19 protein-coding genes are annotated in these 24,447 nt (G+C 73.3%); 8 read left to right on the top strand and 11 right to left on the bottom strand.

Features of this window, described 5'->3' with window-relative positions; genetic code table 11:
- Window positions 1–31: 31 nt before the first annotated feature.
- From ACZ6C6_RS17795 to ACZ6C6_RS17780, 4 genes are all read right to left on the bottom strand, one after another.
- Window positions 32–1,660, bottom strand: coding sequence for a succinic semialdehyde dehydrogenase (locus ACZ6C6_RS17795; protein WP_469203705.1), 1,629 nt, complete (start codon window positions 1,658–1,660; stop codon window positions 32–34).
- 148 nt (window positions 1,661–1,808) lie between these two features.
- Window positions 1,809–3,449, bottom strand: a complete 1,641-nt coding sequence (locus ACZ6C6_RS17790; protein WP_469203703.1) for a serine/threonine-protein kinase — start codon at window positions 3,447–3,449, stop codon at window positions 1,809–1,811.
- Between the two features lie 101 nt (window positions 3,450–3,550).
- Window positions 3,551–6,322, bottom strand: coding sequence for a protein kinase (locus ACZ6C6_RS17785; RefSeq protein WP_469203701.1), 2,772 nt, complete (start codon window positions 6,320–6,322; stop codon window positions 3,551–3,553).
- 200 nt (window positions 6,323–6,522) lie between these two features.
- The gene (locus ACZ6C6_RS17780; RefSeq protein WP_469203699.1) at window positions 6,523–8,436 is read right to left on the bottom strand and encodes a serine/threonine-protein kinase; all 1,914 of its coding nucleotides are present in this window, start codon (window positions 8,434–8,436) and stop codon (window positions 6,523–6,525) included.
- Between the two features lie 165 nt (window positions 8,437–8,601).
- On the opposite strand from ACZ6C6_RS17780, the gene ACZ6C6_RS17775 reads away from it, so the two are divergent.
- Window positions 8,602–9,357, top strand: coding sequence for a serine hydrolase domain-containing protein (locus ACZ6C6_RS17775; protein WP_469203697.1), 756 nt, complete (start codon window positions 8,602–8,604; stop codon window positions 9,355–9,357).
- Window positions 9,321–9,677: a serine hydrolase gene (locus ACZ6C6_RS17770; protein ID WP_469204022.1), complete on the top strand. Its 357-nt coding sequence runs from the start codon at window positions 9,321–9,323 to the stop codon at window positions 9,675–9,677. The genes ACZ6C6_RS17775 and ACZ6C6_RS17770 overlap by 37 nt, the downstream gene beginning before the upstream one ends.
- A 7-nt stretch (window positions 9,678–9,684) precedes the next feature.
- Here the strand turns inward: ACZ6C6_RS17770 and ACZ6C6_RS17765 are convergent, their stop codons facing one another.
- Window positions 9,685–11,394, bottom strand: a complete 1,710-nt coding sequence (locus tag ACZ6C6_RS17765; RefSeq protein ID WP_469203695.1) for a glycerol-3-phosphate dehydrogenase/oxidase — start codon at window positions 11,392–11,394, stop codon at window positions 9,685–9,687.
- Window positions 11,395–11,638: 244 nt separating this feature from the next.
- Between ACZ6C6_RS17765 and ACZ6C6_RS17760 the strand changes: the two genes are divergently transcribed.
- Together ACZ6C6_RS17760 and ACZ6C6_RS17755 are read left to right on the top strand one after the other, a co-directional pair.
- A complete protein-coding gene (locus ACZ6C6_RS17760) occupies window positions 11,639–12,901 on the top strand; it encodes a nucleotide sugar dehydrogenase (protein ID WP_469203693.1) in 1,263 nt (420 codons plus the stop codon).
- A 122-nt stretch (window positions 12,902–13,023) separates the two neighbouring features.
- Entirely contained in the window at window positions 13,024–13,554 is a 531-nt protein-coding gene (locus ACZ6C6_RS17755; protein WP_469203691.1) for a hypothetical protein, read from the top strand.
- A 64-nt stretch (window positions 13,555–13,618) separates the two neighbouring features.
- Here the strand turns inward: ACZ6C6_RS17755 and ACZ6C6_RS17750 are convergent, their stop codons facing one another.
- The 4 genes from ACZ6C6_RS17750 to ACZ6C6_RS17735 form a co-directional block, all read right to left on the bottom strand.
- Window positions 13,619–14,743, bottom strand: coding sequence for a GuaB3 family IMP dehydrogenase-related protein (locus tag ACZ6C6_RS17750; protein WP_328719853.1), 1,125 nt, complete (start codon window positions 14,741–14,743; stop codon window positions 13,619–13,621).
- 104 nt (window positions 14,744–14,847) lie between these two features.
- Entirely contained in the window at window positions 14,848–16,350 is a 1,503-nt protein-coding gene (gene guaB, locus ACZ6C6_RS17745) for an IMP dehydrogenase (RefSeq protein WP_469203689.1), read from the bottom strand.
- Window positions 16,351–16,500: 150 nt separating this feature from the next.
- Window positions 16,501–17,076 (bottom strand): sigma-70 family RNA polymerase sigma factor, encoded by a 576-nt coding sequence (locus ACZ6C6_RS17740; protein ID WP_018101160.1) that lies wholly within the window; start codon window positions 17,074–17,076, stop codon window positions 16,501–16,503.
- 265 nt (window positions 17,077–17,341) lie between these two features.
- Window positions 17,342–17,953: a response regulator transcription factor gene (locus ACZ6C6_RS17735; RefSeq protein ID WP_003948568.1), complete on the bottom strand. Its 612-nt coding sequence runs from the start codon at window positions 17,951–17,953 to the stop codon at window positions 17,342–17,344.
- A 425-nt stretch (window positions 17,954–18,378) separates the two neighbouring features.
- On the opposite strand from ACZ6C6_RS17735, the gene ACZ6C6_RS17730 reads away from it, so the two are divergent.
- Window positions 18,379–18,699: a WhiB family transcriptional regulator gene (locus ACZ6C6_RS17730; RefSeq protein ID WP_469203686.1), complete on the top strand. Its 321-nt coding sequence runs from the start codon at window positions 18,379–18,381 to the stop codon at window positions 18,697–18,699.
- 140 nt (window positions 18,700–18,839) lie between these two features.
- Here ACZ6C6_RS17730 and ACZ6C6_RS17725 read toward each other — a convergent pair whose 3' ends face one another.
- On the bottom strand, window positions 18,840–19,760 hold the full coding sequence (locus ACZ6C6_RS17725) for a LysR family transcriptional regulator (RefSeq protein WP_469203684.1): 921 nt from the start codon (window positions 19,758–19,760) through the stop codon (window positions 18,840–18,842).
- An 89-nt stretch (window positions 19,761–19,849) separates the two neighbouring features.
- Here ACZ6C6_RS17725 and ACZ6C6_RS17720 point away from each other — a divergent pair, with 89 nt between their 5' ends.
- Window positions 19,850–20,521, top strand: coding sequence for an MOSC domain-containing protein (locus tag ACZ6C6_RS17720; RefSeq protein ID WP_469204020.1), 672 nt, complete (start codon window positions 19,850–19,852; stop codon window positions 20,519–20,521).
- 52 nt (window positions 20,522–20,573) lie between these two features.
- The gene (locus tag ACZ6C6_RS17715; RefSeq protein WP_469203682.1) at window positions 20,574–21,347 is read left to right on the top strand and encodes an SDR family NAD(P)-dependent oxidoreductase; all 774 of its coding nucleotides are present in this window, start codon (window positions 20,574–20,576) and stop codon (window positions 21,345–21,347) included.
- Window positions 21,348–21,408: 61 nt separating this feature from the next.
- Here ACZ6C6_RS17715 and ACZ6C6_RS17710 read toward each other — a convergent pair whose 3' ends face one another.
- Window positions 21,409–23,172 (bottom strand): DUF2264 domain-containing protein, encoded by a 1,764-nt coding sequence (locus ACZ6C6_RS17710; RefSeq protein WP_469203680.1) that lies wholly within the window; start codon window positions 23,170–23,172, stop codon window positions 21,409–21,411.
- A 171-nt stretch (window positions 23,173–23,343) separates the two neighbouring features.
- Here ACZ6C6_RS17710 and ACZ6C6_RS17705 point away from each other — a divergent pair, with 171 nt between their 5' ends.
- Window positions 23,344–24,441, top strand: coding sequence for a substrate-binding domain-containing protein (locus ACZ6C6_RS17705; RefSeq protein WP_469203678.1), 1,098 nt, complete (start codon window positions 23,344–23,346; stop codon window positions 24,439–24,441).
- The last annotated feature ends 6 nt before the right edge of the window (window positions 24,442–24,447 follow it).

The raw sequence follows: 24,447 nt of genomic DNA, 5'->3' as shown, positions 1-24,447 counted from the left end.
AGGACAGAAGTCGTGCGGGGCGCGGGGGGCGTCAGCGCAGGCGGAACGCCTTCATCGCCTTCAGGCTGCGGGTCATGAAGGCGGCGTACTTCTCGTCGTCCATCCCGAAGGACGGGGCGAGCGGGATCAGCCGCTGCTGGGCGACGGTCTGGGCCTCGGTGTACTTGAGGATGCCCTCGGAGCCGTGGCGCCGGCCGAGACCGGAGTCCTTCATGCCGCCCATCGGGGACTGCACGCTGCCGTAGGCGGGGGCGTACCCCTCGTTGATGTTGACGGTGCCGGTGCGCAGGCGGGCGGCGACGCGGTGGCCGCGCCGGGAGTCCTTGGTCCAGACACTGGAGTTCAGGCCGTACGGGGTGGCGTTGGCCAGCTCCACGACCTCGTCCTCGTCGCGGAAGCGGTAGATCGAGACGACCGGGCCGAAGGTCTCCTCGGTGCACACGGCCATGGGCGCCTCGACGCCGTCCAGGATCGTCGGCTCGTAGAAGAGGGGGCCGATGTCCGGGCGGGCGACCCCGCCGGCAACCAGCCTGGCGCCCTTCTCGACGGCCTCGGCGACGTGCCTGCTGACGGTCTCCAGCTGCCGTTCGCCCACCAGCGAGCCCATGTCGGCGCCGTAGGCGAGGGAGCTGCCGAGCCGCATCGCCTTCGTCCGGGCGGCGAACCGCTCCACGAAGTCGTCGGCGACCGACTCGTGGACGTACAGCCGCTCGATGGAGATGCAGAGCTGGCCGGCCGAGGAGAAGCAGGCGCGGACGGCGCCGGCGGCTGCCTTCTCCACGTCGGCGTCGGCCAGGACCAGCATCGCGTTCTTGCCGCCGAGCTCCAGCGAGACGCCGACGAGGCGGGCCGCCGCGCCCTGGGCGACCTCGCGGCCGGTGCGGGTGGAGCCGGTGAACGAGACGTAGTCGGCGTGCTTGACGACCTCCGGGCCGACGACGGGCCCGTCACCGAGGACGACCTGGAAGACCTCGGCCGGGAGCCCCGCCTCGACCAGCAGGTCGCGGGCCCACAGGGCGGTGAGCGCGGTCTCGGTGTCGGGCTTCATCACGACGGCGTTGCCGGAGACGAAGGCGGGCAACGCGTCGCCGACGGACAGTTCCAGCGGGTAGTTCCACGGAGCGATCTGGCCGACGACACCGCGCGGCTGACGGAGCTCGGTGACCTTGGTGAGCGTGGGCACGACCCCGGTGTGCCGCTTCGGCTTCAGATACGCGGCCGCCCTGCGGCCGTAGTGCCGGGCGGCGACGGCGACCGCCTGGACCTCCTCGTGGGCGTGGAGCCGGGCCTTCCCGGTCTCCAGCTGGATGAGGTCGAGGACCTCGGACTGGCGGTCCATGAGCAGGTCGTGGAAGCGCAGGAGCACGGCCGCCCTGGTCCGGACCGGCAGGGCGGCCCAGGCGGGCTGGGCGGCGCGGGCGTGCGCGAAGGCGGTGGCCACGTCCTCGGGGGTGGACTCCGGCAGGTCGGCCAGCTTCTCGCCGGTGAACGGGGTGTGGTTGGCGGTGCGGCCGGAGCCGGTCACGCCGCGCGTCAGCCGGGCGATCACCTCGGGCGTCACGACATCGGCGGCCGTGCGCACGCCCGCGGGGGCGGCGGCCACGGGGTTGGTGCCGGCCGTGGCGGCGGCGGGGGACGTGGGGGCCTGCGAGTCCGTCATGAGGGCGAGAGTACGTCGGCGGGAAGCCTTTGGGTACCCGTGGGTAACACCTTTTCACCGTCTCTCCCGGAGACCCGCCACACCCCCGCCGACTCAGCCAGTGATCACTGGCGGCATAAGCCCTGATCAGGGGCTATCGCCCGACGGGCTACTGCTCGGCCGGGGGGTGCCAGCTGCGGAGGATCGCGTTGAAGCGGTCGCGGGTGTTGTCCCAGTCGTCGGCCGGGCCCGTCATGTAGAGCGCGTACTCCGGGCCGCCGTCCTCCGCGAGGTACATCTGGTCGATCGCGTGCCGCGCCTCGCCGTTCTTCTCGGTCCAGGTGAACTCCCAGACGGACCCGACGAAGTCGCGGTAGACGTTGCTGTTCAGCTCGATCCGCTTGTAGTTGGGCAGCCGGGTGCTCAGCTGCTTCTCCAGCCCGATCATGTGGTCGTAGGGGTGGTCGTAGTCGGGCGCCGGGTCGGCGCTGACCCGCAGGTAGTGCACGCCGCCGTCGGGGGTGTAGTCGATGTTGTTCTCGTTGACCACGCGCTTCCAGCCCTCCGGCAGCAGCACGCTGAAACCGGACGGGTCCACGACGCGCCGCCAGCCGTCCGGCACGTCCTGCGTCACGGTGCCCGAAGCGCTCGGCGAGGGCGTGGGCTTCGGCGTGACCGGCCCCGGGGTGCGGGAGCCGTGCGCGGTCGTACCGCCGCCCGTGCTCCCGGCCGCCTCCGTGCGGTGCGCGTACAGCATCGCGGCGATCCCCGCGCCGCCGCCGAGCACCGCGGCCAGGGCGATGACCAGCACCCTCGTGCGCCAACGGCTGCGGCGGGCGGCCGGGGCGCGGGGGGCCGGGGCCGGACCGGGCTGGGCGACGGGCCCGGGGTGGGGCAGCACCGCGGTGCCCCCGCGCAGCATCTCCTCGGAGACCTGCTGCGTCGGGACGAACGCCTGGGCGGCCCGGGGCGCGCGGCCCTCCATGGCTTCCAGGAGCATCCGCTCGGTCTCGGCGGCCGACGGGCGGTCCTCCGGCTCCTTGCGCAGCAGCGCGGTGATCACGGGGGCGAGCGCACCGGCCCGGGCGGGCGGCGGCGGCTCCTCGGTGACGACGGCCTGCATGGTGGATATGGGGGACGTCCGCCGGAACGGCGAGCGGCCCTCGACCGCTGTGTACAGGGTGGCGCCCAGGGACCAGAGGTCGGAGGCGGGGCCCGGGTCGCCGCCGCGCACCCGTTCGGGCGCCAGATAGTCGATGGATCCGACGAGTTCACCGGTCCTGGTGATGGTGGAGTCGCCCTCGATCGCGGCGATCCCGAAGTCGGTGAGCAGGACCCGGCCGTCCCGGGCGAGCAGCACGTTGCCCGGCTTCACGTCCCGGTGCAGCACCCCGGCCCCGTGCGCGGCGCGCAGCGCGCCCAGCACGTGCAGCCCTATGCGGGCGGCCTCGCGGGCCTCGATCTCGCCGCCGGTCTCCTTCGCCCGGTCGGCGAGCGACGGCCCGTCCACGTACTGCATGACGATCCACGGACGGTTGTCGTACTCGACCACGTCATGGACGGTGACGACGCCGGGGTGGGTGATCCGGGCGGCCGCGCGGGCCTCCTTCTGCGTGCGCTGGTGCAGCACGATCCGGTCCGACTCGGCGACGTACAGTCCGGCGGTCAGCTCCTTGACGGCGACCGTGCGGTGCAGCACCTCGTCGTGGGCGCGCCACACCTTGCCCATGCCGCCGCGTCCGAGGACGTCGCCCAGCCGGTACCTCCCGGCCAGCAACAGCCCCGCTTCCGTGCCCTGTGATCGATCCACTTGTGTCCCCCGTTGCTTCGGAGGACAGGTTACGGAGGGGACGCGCGGCCACGGAACCTCGCATCGCCCACGAGACCGCACTGTGATGCGAATCCCGTGCTTCAGCCCGTCACGCGGTAGGAGACGCTGGCCTGTTGGTAGATCTCGGTGATCCGGTCGCGCTCGTCCTCGGGGCCGATGACCTGGAGGATGTGGTACCGCCCGCCGACGAGCATGACGAGGTTGCGGACGTACACCTCGCGGCCGTTGGCGTCCTGCCAGGTGAACTGCCCCTCGGCCATGGCCTGTCGGCCGATGTCCGTACGCCGCAGGCCGCTCGCCGACGACCAGCTGGAGTCCCGGAACGGCTTCAGCTCCGGCTCCTTGTCCCGCTGGTAGTCGAGCGGATCGCTGCCGTTGGCCCTGGCGGTGTCGCGGCCGGGGACGATGAGCACGCTGAACCCGTCGCTGCCGTAGCGGATCTGACGCTCCGCGTTGGCGGGGCTGCGCTGCCAGCCCTTGGGCAGCCCGACCTCGAAGCCCTCGGCGTCCTTGCGCAGGGCGTACCCGGGCGCGAGCGCGGCGGCGGACCGGCTGGTCTGCGGCTTCTGCGCCCCGGAGGAAGCGGGCGCGGACGGCTTCCCGGACGCGCCGGACGGGGGCTCGGGCGTCGTGGAAGCGGGCGGCGCGGACGCGGTACGGGAGGGGGCGGCGCCGGTCCCCTTGCCGTCCTCCTCGCCGGACTTGGGCATGAACAGCACCGCGTACGCGATGGCCGCGACCAGCGCCAGCATGACGAGGACGAGCAGGGTCCGGCCGAGGCTGCGCGGCTGGTCGCCCTGGCGCAGCGCGCGGGGTTCCCGGGGCGCGCGTGGCTCACGGGGCTCGCGGGGCGGCTTCAGGCGTGGCTCGCGGTGCGTGACGGCGGTGCGGTCCACGGCCTCGTGGGGGTGGCGCCCGCGGGCGTGCGTCCCTCCGCCGCGCCGGGAACGCCGCTTGCGGACGAGCTCGCCGCGCCTGCGGACGACGGGGAGCCGTGTCGCGTCCTCGGCGGGCAGCGGCACGACGTCGAACCCGGCCTCCGGCTCCGGCGCCGACCGTACGAGGGAGCGCAGCCAGCCGCTCAGCTCCTCGACGTCGGGCCGTTCGGTGGGGTCCTGCCGCAGCAGCGACTCCACCACCGGGCGCAGCGGTCCGCACTCCTCGGCGAACGCGGGCGGTTCGCCGCACACCATCTGGACCAGCTCGGCCGCGCTGTCCTCGGGGTAGGGGGCGTGCCCCTGGACGGCGCGGAAGAGCAGCGCGCCGAGGGCCCACAGGTCGGTGGCGGGCCCGATGGGCGGCGCCAGCTGCCAGTTGCCGTGGACGGGACCGGCCTGCTCGGGCGCCCACCGCTCGGTGACCGCGCCGACCACGGCGATCCGCGCCTGCCGGGCCCGCTCGGCGGCGAGCGCGGTGGCGGGCCCGCGGTATCCGGCCGCTCCGGGGGCGTCGGCGTCCTCGTCGTCCCAGCGGCCGGAGGGCGCGTCGGGGCCGGGCGTCTCACGGCCGTACGCCTCCCGGTCCGGCGGGAGCGTGCCGCGGCGGGCGGCGTCGGCGCGGAGCGCGTCCTCGCGGGAGCCGCCCGCGGACACGGGGCGCCCGGCGGCGGGGCCGTCGTCCCAGGTGCCGGTGAGGTGGAGGCGGCGGGGCGGCGGGCCCTCGTCCTCGTCGTCCTCGTCGTCGTCCTCGTCGTAGGGGAGGGCGGCGTACGGCCCCGGCGCGTCCGGGCCCCGCACCCAGCCTCCGGGCAACTGCGGCAGCTCGGGGCCGGGGCGCGGCTCGCCCCCGTCGTCGTACGCGTCGTCGTCGTACGCGTCGTCCCGTGCCGGGGGCAGCGCGCTCCAGGGCCCGGATTCCTCGTCGTACGCGTCGTAGGCGTCGTCCCCGGGACCGCCCGGCGCGCCGGGGCCCGACGGTGCGGTGTCCCGCGCCCACTCGTCCCGGTCCGGGGGCGCCTCCCGGCGGGCGGCGGCCCGGGTGCCCGCGCGGTACGCGGCGATGGCACCGGCCCGGGCGCGCGCCGCGCTGTCCGCCCCGGCGGCGGGCAGGGGCAGTCCGGCGGGCGGCACCGGCCGGGGTGTGCCGCCGTCAGCGGGGTCTGCGGCGTAGCGCCCGGCCGGGCCCTCCTCGGAGCCGTACGGACGGCCGGGTCCGATGGCCGCCGGTCCCCGGGAGGCGGGCACCAGACCGGCGGGCGGCACGTACGGGCCGGTGGGGCCGGTCTCGACGGCGGGCCCGCCGAAGCCCTCCTCGTCCGGCTCCTCGTCGTCGGGTCGCGGCACCGGGCTGTAGCCGCACAGCGCCTCCTCGGCCGCCCCGGCGGCGAGGCCGGTGAGGACGACGCGTCCGTCGTCGCAGACGAGCACCGTGCGTACGGTGATGTTGCGGTGCGTCCAGCCGTGCGCGTGCAGCACGCGCAGCGCGGTCAGCACGTCGGAGCCGATCTCGGCCGCGCGGTACGGATTCAGCGGGCGCTCCGCCAGCAACGCGGCGAGCGGGCGGGACGCGACGAGTTCGCTCACTATCCAGAGCGAGCCCTCCTCCGCGAACACGTCGAAGACCTGGTCCAGGCGCGGATGGTCGGGCACCTGGGCCGCCGCCTGGGCTGCCTCGATGGCGCGCCGCACAGCCGGGTCGGCGGGCTGCCGGGCGGTGCGTGGCGCGGCGGACGCGCGCCCGTCGCCCTCCACGAACTCCGCGTCCACGACCTCGGGCAACGGCACCTGACGGACCAGCACCTCCTGGCCGCTGTACGTGTCGAAGGCCCGCGTCTCCACGAGCTCGTACACGTCGGACGGAGGCAGCGGAAGGCGGTAGCGGTCGGCGAGCACCCGACCCGCGTAGTCGTCCACGACGCCTCCCCAGAGCGCGCTGTCCCCCGGCCACGGAGACCGCGCCGAATCGGTCGATCACAGTCGCTTGCGGTGCAATTGACTGCGCGTTCCGGCTGCGTACGGTCTCCGGGCTCTCACCATACGTGGCAAGCGGCGAGCGCGCGGCAGGGTCGGCCCAACCGGCGGCCCGGCCGCACCGAATCCCGCCGCCGCCCGCCTCAGTCGACCGGCTTGAACGAGTCGAACGCCGCCTTCCGCAGCGCCCGGCACTCCTTGCCGTCCCACTCGTCGGCCTTGCAGCTGATCATGATCGCGTAGCCGTGGTCGCTGTCCGCCTTGAAGCCCCGGTTGAGCACCCGGACCCGCTGTCCCTGCTGCGTACGCTCGAACTGCCAGTCGGCGACGGTCGGATAGCCGTTGTACTCCACCTTCTTGATGCCCAGGTGGTGGTAGCCCGTGCTGGTGGCGGCGACCCCGCCCCGGGCGGAGTTCCACGAGGCGGCGGCGTCGTTGCCGGGCGAGGAGGTGTAGTCGACCTGGAGGCGGGGAAAACCGCCGCCCGCGTTGTAGATCGCCCCGGCGCCCTGGCCGGAGGTGGTGTCGAAGCGGAAGCCCTTGGGCATCGCGATCGAGAAGTGGAACCGCTTGTTGGTCACCGTGCGGTAACCGGCGGGCACGGCGTCCTCGCCCTTGCCGCCCCTCTTCCCGTCCTCGCCCTTCTCACCGGCCGCGTCGTCGTCCTGGCCCTTGCCCTTGTCCTCGCCGGAGTCCTGCTCCTTGCCGCTGTCGCCCTGGGCTGCGTCGGACGAGCCGGACGGGGCACCGTCGCTCGGCGTCCCGGCGGGGGCGGAGGCGCCGGTGGTGTTCTTGCCGGAGCCGTCGGGCTTGTCGTCGCCGCCGTTGAGCGTGATCGCCAGCACGGTGCCGAGGACCGCGAGCACGATGACGGCCGCGATGATCGCGAGGGTGCGGCGCGGGACCACGTCCGTGAGGGACGCCCGGGGAGCGGTCACCGGCGAGGAGGCCGGGCGCTGCGGCGGCACGGCCCCGGAGGGGGAAGCGGCGCCGGGCGCGGAGGTCGGCCGGGCCGGGACGGGCGGTGCCGTGACGGGCGCGGCGGCCGCACCCGCGGCGGGCGTCCTGGCGTTGCGCACGGAGCGCAGGGCGCCGCGCAGCCGGTCCCGGGCGCCCTCGCCCGCCTCGGCGTCGGCGACGCCCTTGGGCAGCGCCATGACCTGCGTGGCGTCGGCGGGGGCCGGGGCGGGGCGCTCCGGCTGCTCGAAGGAGCTGATGACGTCGTTGAGCAGGGCGCGCGCCCCGGCGTCGTCCAGCCGCTGTTCGGGGTCCCGGGTGAGCAGCCCGTAGATGACCTCCTCCAGCGGGCCCGCGTTCTTCGGCGGGTCCAGCGGCTCGGTCATGACAGCGGTCAGGGTCGCGATGGCGGAGCCCTTGTCGTACGGCGGGGAGCCCTCGACGCTCGCGTAGAGCAGGCCGCCGAGCGACCACAGGTCGGCGGGCGGTCCCGGCTTGTGGCCGCGCGCCCGCTCCGGCGAGATGTAGGAGGGGGCGCCGACGAGCATGCCGGTGGAGGTGACCGACGGGTCGCCCTCGACCTGGGCGATCCCGAAGTCGGTCAGCACGACCCGGCCGTCCTCGGCGATCAGCACGTTGGACGGCTTCACGTCGCGGTGCAGGATGCCCTCGCGGTGCGCGGAGCGCAGCACGTCGAGGAGGGCGAGGCCGATCTCGGCGGCCCGTTTCGGCGTCAGGACACCGTCCTCGCGGACCGCCTCGGCCAGCGACTTGCCCTCGATGAGCTCCATGACGATCCACGGCCGGTCGTCCTCGTCCACCACGTCGTAGACCGTGACCGCGCCGTTGTTCCGGATGCGCGCGATCGCCTTGGCCTCGCGCAGCGTACGTGTGATGAGACGGCGCTTCTCGTCCTCGTCGATGGCCGACGGGAACCGCAGTTCCTTGACCGCGACCGTGCGGCCCAGGGTCTCGTCAACGGCACGCCAGACCGTGCCCATACCGCCCCGGCCGAGCACCTCCCCCAGCCGGTACCGCCCCGCCAGGAGACGTCCGTCCGTGTCCCCTTGGGGCTCCCGTGCCTGCTCCGCCTCCGACATGCGTCCCCTCTGCGATCAACCCGCCCTGGCAGAGCGTTCATTGTCCCTCACCCCGGGACCGGTCCCGGTGCCGGGTCCTCGGCTCGGCCATGATGGGGGCCGGGGCCCTGTCCGTACAGTCCCGCCGTACGCCCCAAGGGCCGCCTCCGGAAGGGACATGCCGTCATGCCGGTGGCCAGGGCCGTGCTCGTCACCCTGGTGGTGCTTGCGCTGTGCGGCCTCGGAACGGCGCGCGTGTCCAGCGAACCACACCTCACTCCCGCCACCGCCTACCTCCCCCGGTTCACCGGCCCGGGCGGGGCCCCCGACGCGGCGCTCCTGGCCCACGATCCGGCCCGCTCGCGCCGGGACACCTACCGTTCGACGGGGCCCGGCATCCATTACGCGGACCGCTTCCGGGCAGGCAGCGTCACGAAGTCGTTCGTCGCGGTCGTCGTCCTCCAACTCGCAAGGGAGGAGCGGCTGCGCCTGACGGACCCCGTCGAGCGCTTCCTGCCCGGCCTGATCCGGGGTCACGGCAACGACGGCCGTCGCATCACCCTGCGCGCCCTGCTCGGCCACACCAGCGGCCTGTACGACTACACCGACGACGCCACCGCACACCCCCTCTCCGCCGCGGCGGCCGTCCGCACCGCGACCGCCCACCGCCCCGCCGCCGCCCCGGGCACCTACACGTACTCCAACACCGACTACGCCGTCCTCGGCCTCGTCGTCCGCCGCGTCACCGGCCACTCCTACGCGACGGAGATCCGCCGCCGGATCATCGCCCCCCCCTCCGTCTCACCGGCACCTCGCTCCCCGGCAGCCGCACCACCCTCCCCGCCCCGCACGGCCGCGCCTACTCCCGCTCGACACCGGGCGGGAGCCTCAGCGACGTCACCGAGCTGGACCCGCGGACGGCCGGTGCCGCGGGCGGGCTGATCTCGACGCTGCCCGACCTCAACCGCTTCTACACGGCCCTGCTGGACGGGCGGCTGCTGAGACCGGCTCAGCTCTCCGCGCTCCTCGACACCTCCGCCACGGACGGGATCTACGGCCTCGGCGTCTATCCGGAGCGGCTGTCCTGCGGGGTCACCGTCTGGGGCCACAACGGCCGCATCGCGGGCAGTTACGTCCGCACCGCCACCACCCGCGACGGCCGCCACACGCTGACCTACCGCATCGACACGGACACCCTGGCCGAGGCGGACACGCTGGAACCGGGCCTCCTGGAAGCGGAGTTCTGCCCGCGCCCGGGCTGAGGCGTGCTCACAGCAGCGGCACGATGTCCGGTGCCCCCAGCCTCGCCGCGTCCGCCGTCAGGTCGTCCGGCTGGCGCTGCGACTCGCGTTCGGCCTCCACCCGCTTCTCGTAGTGCTCGGTCTCCCGGTCGATCCGCCCGGCGTCCCAGCCGAGGACCGGCGCCATCAACTCGGCGCAGAGCCGGGCGGAGCGGGTGCCCCGGTCGAAGGTCTCGATGGAGATCCGGGTGCGCCGGGTCAGCACGTCGTCCAGATGGCGCGCGCCCTCGTGCGAGGCGGCGTACACGATCTCGGCCTTCAGGTAGTCGTCGGCGGCCGGCAGCGGATCGCCCAGCGCCGGGTCGGCGACGATCAGCTCAAGGATCTCCTCGGTCATCGAGCCGTACCGGTTGAGCAGGTGCTCCACCCGGGCGACATGGAGGCCGGTGCGGGCGGCGATCCTGGCGCGCGCGTTCCACAGGGCGCGGTAGCCCTCGGCGCCGAGCAGCGGGATGTCCTCGGTGACGCAGTCGGCGACCCGCTGGTCGAGGGCGTGCACCGCCTCGTCCACGGCGTCCTTCGCCATCACCCGGTACGTCGTGTACTTGCCGCCCGCGACGACGACGAGGCCCGGCACCGGGTGGGCGACGGTGTGCTCGCGCGACAGCTTGCTGGTGGCGTCCGACTCACCGGCCAGCAGGGGCCGCAGGCCCGCGTACACACCCTCGACGTCGTCCCTGGTCAGGGGCGTCGACAGGACCGCGTTCACATGCTCAAGGAGGTAATCGATGTCGGCGCTGGAGGCGGCCGGATGCGCCTTGTCCAGGTCCCAGTCGGTGTCCGTGGTGCCGACGATCCAGTGCCGGCCCCAGGGGATGACGAAGAGCACGGACTTCTCGGTGCGCAGGATCAGGCCGGTCGAGGAGTGGATGCGGTCCTTGGGGACGACCAGGTGGATGCCCTTGGAGGCCCGTACGTGGAACTGGCCGCGCTCGCCGATCAGCGACTGGGTGTCGTCCGTCCACACCCCGGTCGCGTTGACCACCTGTTTGGCCCTGACCTCGTACTCCCCGCCCGCCTCGACGTCCTCCACGCGGGCGCCGACGACGCGCTCGCCCTCCCGGAGGAAGCCGGTCACCCGGGCCCGGTTCGCCACGTGCGCGCCGTACGCGGAGGCGGTGCGCACCAGCGTGGCGACATAGCGGGCGTCGTCCATCTGGGCGTCGTAGTACTGCAGGGCCCCCACCAGGGCGTCCCGCTTCAGGGCCGGGGCGACGCGCAGGGCCCGGCGGCGGGAGAGGTGACGGTGCGCGGGCAGGCCCCGGCCGTGCCCGGAGGAGACCGACATCGCGTCGTACAGCGCGACGCCGGAGCCGGCGTACAGCCGCTCCCAGCCCTTGTGCTGCAAGGGGTAGAGGAAGGGCACCGGCTTCACGAGATGGGGGGCGAGCCGTTCGAGGAGCAGTCCGCGCTCCTTCAGCGCCTCCCTGACCAGGGCGAAGTCGAGCATCTCCAGATAGCGCAGGCCGCCGTGGATCAGCTTGCTCGACCTGCTCGACGTGCCGGACGCCCAGTCGCGCGCCTCGACCAGACCGGTCGAGAGCCCTCTGGTGACCGCGTCCAGCGCCGTCCCGGCGCCGACCACGCCCGCTCCCACGACCAGCACGTCCAGTTCGCGCTCGGCCATGGCGGCGAGCGCCTCGGTGCGCTCCGCGGGTCCCAGTGTCGCTGTCCTCACCGCTGCCTCCCGGTTGCTCGGGGTCCGGCACGGATCGCGGCCCCGACCATGCGTTCGGCGCCCGTGCCCACAGATCGATTCTGTCCGCGCTGCGCGACTTCAGCCACCGCCTGTGGACAACACCCGGACGACAACGGCCCCACAATGCGGCATATCGGTCATATTTACGCCTAACCTGACATAGCGCTGTCCACAGCGGTTGCGCTTTCTGCCTCCTGGTCTTAAGGGAAGGACGGCCCACCCAGTGCCTGCAGACCTCGCCGTCATCGGACTCGGTCATCTCGGCCTGCCCCTGGCCCAGACCGCCGTCCACGCCGGTATCCAGACCATCGGCTACGACACCGACCCCCGGGCCTTCGCGGAGGTCGCGGCGGGCCGTGCGCCGGTCGAGGGATCGCTGCCGGCGTCCGACATCCGCCGCATGCTCTCGCTGGGCTTCCGGCCCACCACCGACCAGGCCGAGCTGGGCCGGGTCCGCACCGCCGTGATCTGCGCGCCCACCCCGCTCGGCCCCGACCGCACCCTCGACCTGAGCGCCGTCGCGGACGCGGCCCGCGCCCTGGCCGCCCGGCTGCGCCCGCACACCACCGTGCTCCTGGAATCGGCCGTACCCCCCGGCACCACGGAGGGCTTCCTGCTCCCGATCCTGGAGGAGGGCTCGGGCCTGCGCGGCGGGCGCGACTTCCACCTCGCGCACTCCCCCAGCCGCCTCGACCCGGGCAACCGCAGCCACGTCTACGCCAACACGCCCAAGGTCATCGGCGGCCTCACCCCCGCCTGCACCGAGTCCGCCGCCGCCTTCTACGGCCGCCTCACCGACAAGGTGGTCCGCGCCCGGGGCACCCGCGAGGCCGAGATGACGAAGGTCCTGGAGACCAACTTCCGGTACGTCAACATCGCCCTGGTCAACGAGATGGCGGTCCTCTGCCACGATCTGGGCGTCGACCTCTGGGACGTCATCCGGTGCGCCGAGACCAAGCCCTTCGGCTTCCAGCCCTTCCGCCCGGGCCCCGGCGTCGGCGGCCACGGCGCCCCGGTCGACCCGGGCCATCTCCCGTACCACCACCGCACCCCCGGCCCCCCGCTGCGGATGGTCTCGCTGGCGCAGGAGATCAACGAGCGGATGCCGCAGTACGTGATCCAGCGCTGCGCCACCCTCCTCAACGAGCACGGAAAAGCGGTGCGCGGCGCCAGAATTCTTCTGCTGGGCGTCACCTACAAGCCCGACCTCGCCGACCAGGAGGCATCGCCCGCCCGCGAGATCGCCACCCGGCTGATGGACATGGGCGCCCAGATCGGCTTCCACGACCCGCACGTCCTGGACTGGCGCGTCCGCCAACTCCCCGTCCCCCGCGCCGATTCGCTCTACGAGGCGGCCGCCGGCGCGGACCTCACGGTGCTGCTCCAGCACCACCGCACGTACGACCTCCAGGGCCTCGCCGTGAAGGCGCAACTTCTCCTGGACACCCGTGGCGCGACCCCCGCCGGAGCCGCCCACCGGCTCTGATGACGGGCCCTCAGCCCAGTTCCCCCAAGGATTTCGGTGGGCCGATGTCGGAACCGGCTGCTAGCCTGCGGCGTCATTCCTCGCACAGCAGTGCGCAGACGTCCCCAGGGGGAGAACCCAGCATGAGCCAGTCCGTACCACCGCCGAACCAGCCCTACGGTGGTCAGCCCCAGGGCGGCAACCCGTTCGGCGGCCAGCAGCCCGGCGCCCCGTTCGGCGGCGGCCCCGCCCCGTTCACCCCGGCCCCGCCGGCCCGTAACAACATCGCGCTCGGCCTCGGCGCGGGCGTGGTCGCGGCGATCGTCGGCGCGCTCGTCTACGGCCTCATCCTCGGCAACTTCGAGCACGAGATCGGCTACCTCGCCGTCGGTGTCGGCTTCCTCGTCGGCTTCGCCGCGAGCAAGCTCGGCGGCGGCAACCCCGCCGTGACCGTCGTCAGCGTCCTGCTCTCGATCGGCGCCGTGTACATCGGCCAGCTCGCGGGCATCTCGATCGCGCTCTCGGACCTGGCGCACGAGTCCGCCACCAGCATCTTCTTCGACCACTTCGGCGCCCTCACGGACGCGTACAGCGAGGCGGCCGACTTCAAGACGTACCTCTTCCTGGCCCTCGGCGCCGTCGGCGCCGTCGCCGGTGCGAGGAAGGGCGCGTAACGAAACCCGGAGGGCCCGGACCGCGAATCGCGGTCCGGGCCCTCCGGCGTACGTACGGGGAGACTCAGCGGCGGTGCTGGGAGTCCGCGACCGTCACCTCGACGCGCTGGAACTCCTTGAGGTCGCTGTAGCCCGTGGTGGCCATCGCGCGGCGCAGCGCGCCGAAGATGTTCATCGAGCCGTCCGGGGTGTGCGAGGGGCCGGTCAGGACCTCCTCGGTCGTCCCGACCGAGCCCAGGTCCACCAGCTTCCCGCGCGGCACGTCCTCGTGGACGGCCTCCATGCCCCAGTGCCGGCCGCGGCCCGGCGCGTCCGTCGCGCGGGCCAGCGGGGAGCCCATCATCACGGCGTCCGCGCCGCAGGCGATGGCCTTCGGCAGGTCGCCGGACCAGCCGACGCCGCCATCCGCGATGACGTGCACGTAACGGCCGCCGGACTCGTCCATGTAGTCGCGGCGGGCCCCGGCCACGTCGGCGACGGCGGTCGCCATCGGGACCTGGATGCCGAACACGTTGCGCGTGGTGTGCGCGGCGCCGCCGCCGAAGCCGACGAGGACGCCGGCCGCGCCGGTCCGCATGAGGTGCAGGGCGGCGGTGTACGTGGCGCAGCCGCCGACGATCACCGGGACGTCCAGCTCGTAGATGAACTGCTTCAGGTTCAGCGGCTCGGCCGCGCCCGAGACGTGCTCGGCGGAGACCGTGGTGCCGCGGATGACGAAGATGTCCACGCCCGCGTCGACGACGGCCTTGGAGAACTGGGCGGTGCGCTGCGGGGAGAGCGCGGCGGCGGTGACGACGCCGGAGTCGCGCACCTCCTTGATGCGCTGCCCGATCAGCTCCTCCTGGATGGGGGCGGAGTAGATCTCCTGGAGCCGGCGGGTCGCGCTCTCGACGGGCATCTCGGCGATCTCGTCCAGCAGCGGCTGCGGGTCCTCGTGCCGGGTCCACAGCCCTTCCAGGTTGAGGACGCCGAGGCCGCCGAGCTCGCCGATGCGGATGGCGTGCTGCGGGGACACCACGGAGTCCATGGGGGCGGCCAGGAACGGCAGCTCGAAGCGGTAGGCGTCGATCTGCCAGGCGATCGAGACCTCCTTCGGGTCGCGGGTCCGGCGGCTCGGGACGACGGCGATGTCGTCGAATGCGTATGCCCGGCGGCCGCGCTTGCCGCGCCCGATCTCGATCTCAGTCACGATGTGTGGCCTTTCCCTCTGCGTCTGCGCTGTCCAGTATCCCCGACACATGGGTGAGGGGCGGTCCCGGGAACCCCGGTCCGCCCCTCACCTGCGCTGTCGCGTTACTTCTTGCTGTAGTTCGGTGCTTCGACCGTCATCTGGATGTCGTGCGGGTGGCTCTCCTTGAGGCCCGCCGAGGTGATCCGCACGAAGCGGCCCTTGCTCTCCATCTCGTCCACGGTCGCGGCGCCCACGTAGCCCATGGTCTGGCGGAGGCCGCCGACCAGCTGGTGCAGCACGTTGGCGAGGGGGCCGCGGTAGGGCACCTGGCCCTCGATGCCCTCGGGGACGAGCTTGTCGTCCGAGGCGACCTCGGCCTGGAAGTACCGGTCCTTGGAGTAGGAGCGGCCCTGGCCGCGGGACTGCATCGCGCCCAGCGAGCCCATGCCCCGGTACGACTTGAACTGCTTGCCGTTGATGAACATCAGCTCGCCCGGGGACTCCTCGCAGCCCGCGAGGAGCGAGCCCAGCATCACGCTGTCGGCGCCGGCGGCGAGCGCCTTGCCGATGTCGCCCGAGTACTGCAGGCCGCCGTCGCCGATGACCGGGACGCCCGCGGCGCGGGCGGCCAGCGCGGCCTCGTAGATCGCGGTGACCTGCGGGACGCCAATGCCGGCGACGACGCGGGTCGTACAGATGGAGCCGGGGCCGACACCGACCTTGACGCCGTCCACACCGGCGTCGATCAGGGCCTGGGCGCCGTCGCGGGTCGCCACGTTGCCGCCGATGACGTCGACGCTCACGGCCGACTTGATCTTGGCCATCCAGTTGAGCGCGTTGCTGTTGTGGCCGTGCGAGGTGTCCACGATGAGGAAGTCGGCGCCCGCCTCGGCCAGCGCCTGGGCGCGGTCCAGCGCCTCGGGGCTGGCGCCCACGGCGGCGCCGACGAGCAGCCGGCCGTCGGCGTCCTTGGCCGCGTTCGGGTACTGCTCGGCCTTCTTGAAGTCCTTGACCGTGATGAGGCCCTTGAGGAGCCCCGCCTCGTCCACCAGCGGCAGCTTCTCGATCTTGTGGCGGCGCAGCAGCTCCATGGCGTCCACGCCGGAGATGCCGACCTTGCCGGTGACGAGCGGCATCGGCGTCATGACCTCGCGCACCTGGCGGGAGCGGTCCGACTCGAAGGCCATGTCGCGGTTGGTGACGATGCCGAGCAGCTTGCCCGCCTGGTCGGTGACCGGGACGCCGCTGATGCGGAACTTGGCGCAGAGCGCGTCCGCCTCGCCGAGCGTGGCGTCCGGGCCGACCGTGATCGGGTCGGTGACCATGCCGGACTCGGACCGCTTGACCAGGTCGACCTGGTTGACCTGGTCCTCGACCGAGAGGTTGCGGTGCAGCACGCCGACGCCGCCCTGCCGGGCCATCGCGATGGCCATGCGGGCCTCGGTGACCTTGTCCATGGCGGCGGACAGCAGCGGGATGTTGACGCGGACGTTGCGCGAGATGAGCGTCGAGGTGTCGACCGCGTTGGGCAGCACTTCGGATGCGCCCGGCAGCAGCAGCACGTCGTCGTATGTCAGCCCGAGCGTCGCGAATTTCTCGGGCACTCCGTCGACGTTTGCAGTCATGACACCTTCCCCAAATGGCCTTGATCGGTGCGGATGTCCATGCTAACGGCCTCGGGAGGCGTCTCATTCCACGAGCAAGATCACCCGCAGGTTCTGTAGCTTTCTACGGCTGTGGCGTACGTCTCCGAGGGGCCTGGCCCACCGCTCGGCTCACTGTTCCGCGAGCGCTCGGAGGCGGCTCAACGCCCGGTGCTGGGCGACCCGGACGGCGCCCGGAGACATGCCGAGCATCTGGCCGGTCTCCTCGGCGGTCAGCCCGACGGCGACGCGCAGCACGAGCAGTTCGCGCTGGTTCTCCGGGAGGTTGGCCAGGAGCTTCTTGGCCCAGGCGGCGTCGCTACTGAGGAGCGCCCGCTCCTCGGGCCCGAGCGAGTCGTCGGGGCGCTCCGGCATCTCGTCGGAGGGCACGGCGGTCGAGCCGGGGTGCCGCATCGCGGCGCGCTGGAGGTCGGCCACCTTGTGACCGGCGATGGCGAAGACGAAGGCTTCGAAGGGTCTGCCCGTGTCCTTGTAGCGCGGCAGCGCCATCAGGACGGCGACGCAGACCTCCTGCGCCAGGTCCTCCACGAAGTGGCGGGCGTCACCGGGCAGCCGGTTCAGCCGGGACCGGCAGTAGCGCAGGGCGAGCGGGTGGACGTGGGCCAGCAGGTCGTGTGTGGCCTGCGCGTCGCCCTCGACGGCGCGGTGCACCAGGGCACCGATCACCGTCGTCCCGTCGTCGCGCATCGAACCATGGTGCCCCGGCCCCGCTTCATCCGCGGCACCGCGTCCGTAGTTGTGCACCGAAGCGTTATGAGCGGGTGCGCCGGAAGTCATGTCCTGCGCCCTCCCCTTCCGCTCGACCGAATCGTTCCCGAGGAACTCCACGTCTCAAGGATGCGGCATCGGCCGGGAAGCGTCACATACCGCCGGATCGGCGGGGTACGGCGGCGTGCGCCGCACCCCCTTGCCCGGGTCCTGGGCGACAGCGCCTAGGGGCCCGGGCCGACTGTCAGCGCACCAGGCCCCACCGGAAGCCCAGGGCCACCGCGTGGGCGCGGTCCGAGGCGCCGAGCTTCTTGAAGAGCCGCCGGGCGTGCGTCTTCACCGTGTCCTCGGAGAGGAACAGCTCGCGGCCGATCTCCGCGTTGGAGCGGCCGTGGCTCATCCCCTCCAGCACCTGGATCTCGCGCGCCGTGAGCGTGGGCGCCGCACCCATCTCGGCCGACCGCAGCCGACGCGGGGCGAGCCGCCACGTCGGGTCGGCCAGCGCCTGGGTGACGGTCGCCCGGAGCTCGGCCCGGGAGGCGTCCTTGTGCAGATAGCCGCGGGCACCGGCGGCGACCGCGAGCGCGACGCCGTCCAGGTCCTCGGCGACGGTCAGCATGATGATCCGGGCGCCGGGGTCGGCGGAGAGCAGCCGGCGGACCGTCTCCACCCCCCCGAGCCCGGGCATGCGTACGTCCATGAGAATCAGATCCGAACGGTCGGCACCCCAGCGGCGGAGGACTTCCTCGCCGTTGGCGGCCGTCGTCACCCGCTCGACGCCGGGCACGGTCGCGACCGCGCGACGGAGCGCTTCTCGGGCAAGCGGGGAGTCGTCGCAGACGAGGACGGAAGTCATGACCGCCCTCCGCAGCTGATGCGCGTCACCTTGAGCCTCCAGGCTGTTACAAGTCGTCACCTGTGCGGTTGACGCTCTCGGACATCTGCCCGATCGCTCTTTCTGCCAACCGCCTCCGCACTCTCAACGATGGTCACTCGAAAGAGTTACGGGTCGGAAGACCGAGTTCGGCACTCTACGTGAGTAAGCGCTCACGGAGCAGAGCGCCACGGGTCGTTCAGTCGTCAACCGAAACTTTTGGCGGCTCCGTGCCCCATTTAGCGGGATTTCTTCCCTTTTGGTGGTGTCTGTGGCTAGATTCGCAATCAGTCATATTTACATCTACTAACACCGTAGATGTACGGTCTTGTACACGGTCATCGACGAGCACCCACCCACGACGCACACGACGTTTCCGACTCAGCACGGTTTCGAGGGGACAAGCAATGGCCGATTTCTCCCGACTTCCCGGACCCAACGCCGATCTGTGGGACTGGCAGCTGCTGGCGGCCTGCCGCGGGGTCGACAGCTCGCTCTTCTTCCATCCGGAGGGGGAACGCGGGGCGGCTCGGAGCGCGCGTGAGACCTCCGCGAAGGAGGTCTGCATGCGGTGCCCCGTACGCGCGGAGTGCGCGGCGCACGCCTTGGCCGTCCGTGAGCCCTACGGGGTGTGGGGCGGGCTCACCGAGGACGAGCGCGAGGAGTTGATGGGGCGTGCGCGCAATCGGCTGATCACGGCGCCGGCGTCGCCGCCGGGGCAGGGGTGACGGGTGCTGCGCCTGTCGGGGGAGAAACGTTCCTTCACCCCGCCCCGCCCCTTCCCGAAACCTGGGGCTCCGCCCCCGGGCCCCCGCTCCTCAAGCGCCGGAGGGGCTGAGTTTCGGGGCGCCGCCCCGGACCCCGCGCCTCAAACGCCGGCGGGGCTGGATGATGCGACGGGGCTGGATGATGCCAGTGCCAGGTGGTCCAGGGTGGCTGCCACCGCCGGGACCCTTGCCAGGTCGGGCAGGGTCAGGGCGACGATCTCGCGTTCGATGGCCGGTGCCACCGCGACGGTCCTGGCTCCCCGGGGGCGCACCGACTCGATGGCCAGGGCCGGCAGTACGGCGACCCCCAGGCCCGCCCCGACCAGGCCGATCACCGCGGGATAGTCGTCGGTGGCGAAGTCGATGCGCGGGGTGAATCCGGACTCCTCGCACACCTCCACGAGCTGCCTGCGGCACCGGGGGCACCCCGCGATCCAGGACTCCCCGGCCAGCTCCGCGATGCCGACCTCGTCCCGGCCCGCCAGCGCGTGCCCCTCGGGGACCAGGCCCGTGAGCCGGTCGGTGAGCAGCGGGCGGACCACCAGGTCGTCCCATTCGGCGCCCGGCTCCCCGTAGCGGAAGGCGAGCGCGATGTCGCAGTCGCCGTCGCGCAGCATCTCCACCGACCGGGGCGGCTCGGCCTCCACGAGGGACACCCGGGTCCCGGGGTGGGCCGCGCGCAGGGCGGCGAGGGCGCCCGGGACCAGCGACGAGCTGCCGCTCGGGAACGAGACGAGCCGGACCCGCCCGGCCCGCAGTCCGGCGATCGCGGCGACCTCCTCCTCGGCCGCGGTGAGCCCGGCGAGGATGCCCGACGCGTGCCGCACCAGCGCCTCGCCCGCCTGGGTCAACCGCATCTCGCGGCCGGTCCGGATGAGCAGCGTGGTCCCGGCGGAGGACTCCAGGGCCTTCATCTGCTGGCTGACGGCGGGCTGGGTGCAGCCCAGCTCCCGGGCGGCGGCGGAGAAGGAGCCGGTGGAGGCGACGGCGCGCAGGACGCGGAGGTGGCGGGCTTCGATCACCTCTCCAGCATAAGCAACCCTTGGGTCGGGTGCGAGATATTCGCCTACGACTTTGGTTCGGTCTTCGATACCGTTCCGGTATGACCGCGATGACAGTGCTGACCGTGAACGCGGGGCGGCCCACGGCGTCGTCCTTCACCGACGCCCCGGGCGGCAGGACCGGGATCGACAAGCGGCCCGTGGACGGACCGGTGCGGGTCTCGGACCCCGGGCCCAGGGGCGAGGGCGGCAGCGGGGTGGCCGGGGACGCGGTGTGCGACCTGCGCCACCACGGCGGCTCCGACCAGGCGGTGTACGCGTTCGCCCGCGAGGACCTGGACGCCTGGGAGCGGGAGCTGGGCCGCGCGCTGCCCAACGGCTCGTTCGGCGAGAACCTGACCACGGCGGGGCTGCGGGTCGGCGAGGCGCTGATCGGCGAGCGCTGGCGGATCGGCGGGGAGCTGGTGCTGGAGGTCGCCTCGGGCCGCATCCCGTGCCGGACCTTCCAGGGCCACCTCGGCGAAGCCCGCTGGGTGAAGCGGTTCACGCATGCGGCGGCCCCGGGGGCGTATCTGCGGGTGATCACGCCGGGGTCCGTCCGGGCGGGCGACCCGGTCGAGATCGTGCACCGGCCGGACCACGAGGTGACGGTGGAGCTGCAGTTCCGGGCCGTCACGACCCGGCGCGACCTGCTGCCGCGGCTCCTCCCGGCCGGGGAGGCGCTGTGCCCTTCGACGCTGCGCAAGGCGCGGGCGTACGCGGCGGAGCTCACCGCCTCCTGAGCCCGCGGGAGCGCCGGGAGGCGCCGTTTCCGGATGCTCTACCGTGCCGCCTATGACGACTGCACTGATCACGGGCGCGACGGCGGGTATCGGTGCCGCCTTCGCCCGGCGGCTCGCCGCCGACGGGTACGACCTGGTCCTGGTGGCCCGGGACGCGGAGCGGCTGCGCGAGCAGGCGACCGAGCTGCACGACCGGCACGGCATCGAGGCGGAGGTGCTGCGGGCCGACCTGTCCGACGACAAGGGCATCCGCGCGGTCGAGGAGCGCCTCGGGGACGCCCGGCGCCCGGTCGACCTGCTGGTGAACAACGCGGGCTTCGGCAACAAGGGACGCTATCTGGAGGTCCCGATGGCCGACGAGCTGTCGATGCTGAAGGTGCACTGCGAGGCGGTGCTGCGGCTGACCTCGGCCGCGGCGGCCGCGATGCGGGAGCGCGGCCGGGGCGGCATCGTCAACGTGGCCTCGGTCGCGGCGTTCGTGCCGCGCGGCACGTACGGCGCTTCGAAGGCGTGGGTCGTTCAGTTCAGCCAGGGCGCGGCGAAGGACCTGGCCGGGTCCGGGGTGCGGCTGATGGCGCTGTGCCCGGGCTTCGTGCGTACGGAGTTCCACCAGCGGGCCGGGATGGGCACGGGCAACATCCCGGGCTGGATGTGGCTCGACGCGGACAAGCTGGTGACGGCGGCGCTCGCGGACCTGGCGCGTGGGAAGTCGGTGTCGATCCCGGACCCGCGCTACAAGGTGCTGATGGGCGCGGTGAAGCTGGCGCCGCGCGGCCTGCTCGGCGGGCTGACCTCGCGTACGGGCCGCAAGTACGGGCCGCAGTAGGCGCGGCGGGCACGGGTGCCGCCGTACGGCTCCCCCACCGCTCCGCCGTCGCTCCCTCCGGTCATTCCTCCGGGAGACGGAGGACCGCCGTACCGCCGTCGTGCCAGGTCACCCGGATCTCGTGGGGGCCCTGTACGCGGATCTCGGCGAGGGTGTGGACGGGGGCCGGGTCCGGCTCACCGGTGAGCGAGGCGAGCGCGACGAACAGGGAGCGGTCCCCGGCGGTGACGCCGTCCACGGCGAGGAGCCCGGAGGTCTCGGCGAACATGGTGGACCCGCCCGGGAGCCGGTGCGCGCCGCCGGTGTAGCCGTGGACCGGGTGGAGCTGGGCGGTGAGCTCTCCGTCGTCCCCGGTCGCCCACCCCGTCTGGCGGACGGGTGTGCCCTCGGGCGCGCCCGTGACCAGATGCGCGCGGACCTCGGCGCGGCCGTGGGCGAGGGTGGCGGAGACGACGCGGACGCCGGGGAGCGGGGTGTGCGCGGAGGCGGCGGGGCCGGCCGGGTCGGCGGTGGGGCGGACGGTCGGCTTCCCGTCGGGGAGCAGCGCGAAGTGGTTGTCGCGTGCGGCGTCCCCGTGTGTGGGGCCGGTCCGGGTGGAGTACGCGAAGCGGGCGTAGCCGGGGTCCTCGCCGTCGCCCACGTGGTTCGAGCCGTGGTTGTGGAGCCGGACGAGGCCGTCCGCCGCGGTGGACTGGAGGAGCATCCCGGTCGGGCCGAGAACGGTCACGGCGTCCGCGGTCTCGGCGGGCAGCGGCTCCTCGGTGGCCGTCCAGACGGGGTGGGCCGGGGGCAGCAGGAGGCCGAGGAAGCCCTTGGACGCCCAGTACGGGGACGCGGGGCCCGAGTAGGACTGGAGCATGGGTGCGTACGGGCGGTGCCAGCCGAGGGTGAGGAGGCCGTCCCGGTCGACGGCGCCGTGGTCCAGGAAGTGGCGGAGGGTGCCGGAGGCGAGGCGTCGGGTCGCGCCCGGGGTGAGCGGGGTGTGGCCGGTCATCGCGCCGAGCCAGGGGGCGGCCGCGGCGGCGAAGCGGTAGATGAGGGAGCGGCCGAACGGCATGGGTGCGCCGTCCGCGCCGAACATGCGGCTGTAGTCGTCCAGGTGGCGGTGCAGGCGGGGGCCGTAGCGGTCCAGCAGGTCCCGGTCGCCCGCCAGGTGGGCGTGCAGGACGGGGTAGAAATGCATGGCCCAGGCGTTGTAGTGGTCGAAGGAGCGGTTCGGGCCGTCGCTGTACCAGCCGTCGCCCAGGTACCAGTCCTCGACGTGTTCCAGCGCGCGGTCGATGGTCCGACGGGCACGGTCGGTCTCGATGCCGGCGTCCTGGAGGAAGCCGGCGACGGTGAGTCCGAAGAACCACCAGTTGTTGTTCACCGGGGGCGCGCCGAGGGCGGGGAGGAGCCAGTCGACGGCACGCTGCCGGGTGGCGTCGTCCAGGGTGTCCCAGAGCCAGGGGCGGGTGAGGCGCAGGCCCAGGGCGATGGACGCGGATTCCACGATGGCCTGCGGGACCTCCGCGATGCGGGGCCAGGCGTCGGGGCTGCCCGCCGGGTCCGACGTGCCGGCGGCGAGCCCTTCGGCGTACCGGCCGAGGAAGCCGTGCGGGTCCTCGCCGCCCGCTCCGGCGGTCCGCAGCGCGGCGAGCAGCCAGGTGCGGGCGTAGCCTTCGAGGCCGTCGGAGACGGGCCCCGACCAGCTCGGCCGGGGGCCGGGGAGGTCGATGCGGCCGTGGCAGGGCGAGGCGTAGGGGCGTACGGCGAGCAGGAGTTGGTCGGCCGCGCGCTCCCAATCGGCACGGGTGCGTCCCGTGTACGGACTCGTCGTGGGCATGATGCTCCCAGGGGAGGCGGGCTTCGGCGTCGCCGGGAATCCTGAACCGCGGATTGATCGAACGTCAAGAGTCGGCGTAGCGAATGATCGAAATTTCCATCGATCGATCACAGTGGATTAGGGTCTGGCGAGCCGAGCCACCACATCGCGATTTACAAGGGGACTGCCGCCGTGCGCGAGAGTGCAGCTGAACGTCACGACCGACTTCTGGCCCTGGTACGGGAGCGCGGCTCGGCCCGTGTCTCCGATCTGGCCGGCCTGCTGGGGGTCTCCCCCGTCACGGCGCGCCGTGACGCCGAGGCGCTGGCCGAACGCGGGCTGCTGGACCGGGTCCACGGCTCGGTCTCCTGGCCCCGGGACGCCGCGTCCCCCGCCGGGCCCGGGCCCGGCGACGGCCCGGTGCTCGGGCTGATCGCGCCCTCGGCGACGTACTACTTCGCGGAGGTCATCCGGGGCGCGCACGAGGCGGCCGCGCGTGCCGGGGGCCGTCTGGTGCTGCGGATCTCCGACTACCGGCCGGAGGGGGACCGGGCGCGCGCCGAGGGGCTGCTCGCCGCCGGGGCGGAGGGGCTGCTCATCGCCCCGGCCTGGCGGGGCGCCGAGGACCAGGCGGCGTACGGCGACTGGATGGCCGGACTGCCGGTGCCCGCCGTGCTCCTGGAGCGCACCCCGGCGCCCGGGTCGCCGCTGGACGGCATGGACCGGGTCTGCTCCGACCACCGGCATGGGGTGCTGCTCGCGGTGCGCCATCTGATCGGCCTCGGCCACGGCACCCCGCTCCTGGTCGCCCGCGCCGACAGCCCGACCGCGCTCGCGGTGCGCTCCGGCTACGAGGACGCGCTCGCGGTGCTGGGGCTCGCCGAGGGCGCGCCCGCGATGATCGGGACGTCCGGGCCCGAGGTGGACCCGGCCCGCTTCGAGGAGGCGGTGCGCGAGGTGCGCGACGCGGTGGGTTCCGGCCGGGCCACGGCGGTGCTCGTGCACAACGACGTGGACGCGATCCACCTGGTGCAGCGCCTGTCGGAGCTGGGCGTGCGGGTGCCGGAGGACCTGGCGGTGATCGCGTACGACGACGAGGTGGCGGCGCTGGGCGACATCCCGCTGACCGCGGTCAGCCCGCCCAAGCGGCACGTCGGGCGGTACGCGACGGAGCTGCTGGCCGGGCGGCTCGGGGCCGGGCGGGACGGTGCGGGGCCGGACGGCGACGAGCCGGGACGGCATCTGGCGCTGCTGCCTCGGCTGCGGGTGCGGGCGTCGACCACTCGATAACTTTCT

Source organism: Streptomyces sp. NPDC041814 (genome assembly GCF_055590565.1).
The sequence above is the reverse complement of the archived record's forward strand: the minus strand, read 5'-3'. Positions and strand labels throughout refer to the sequence as shown.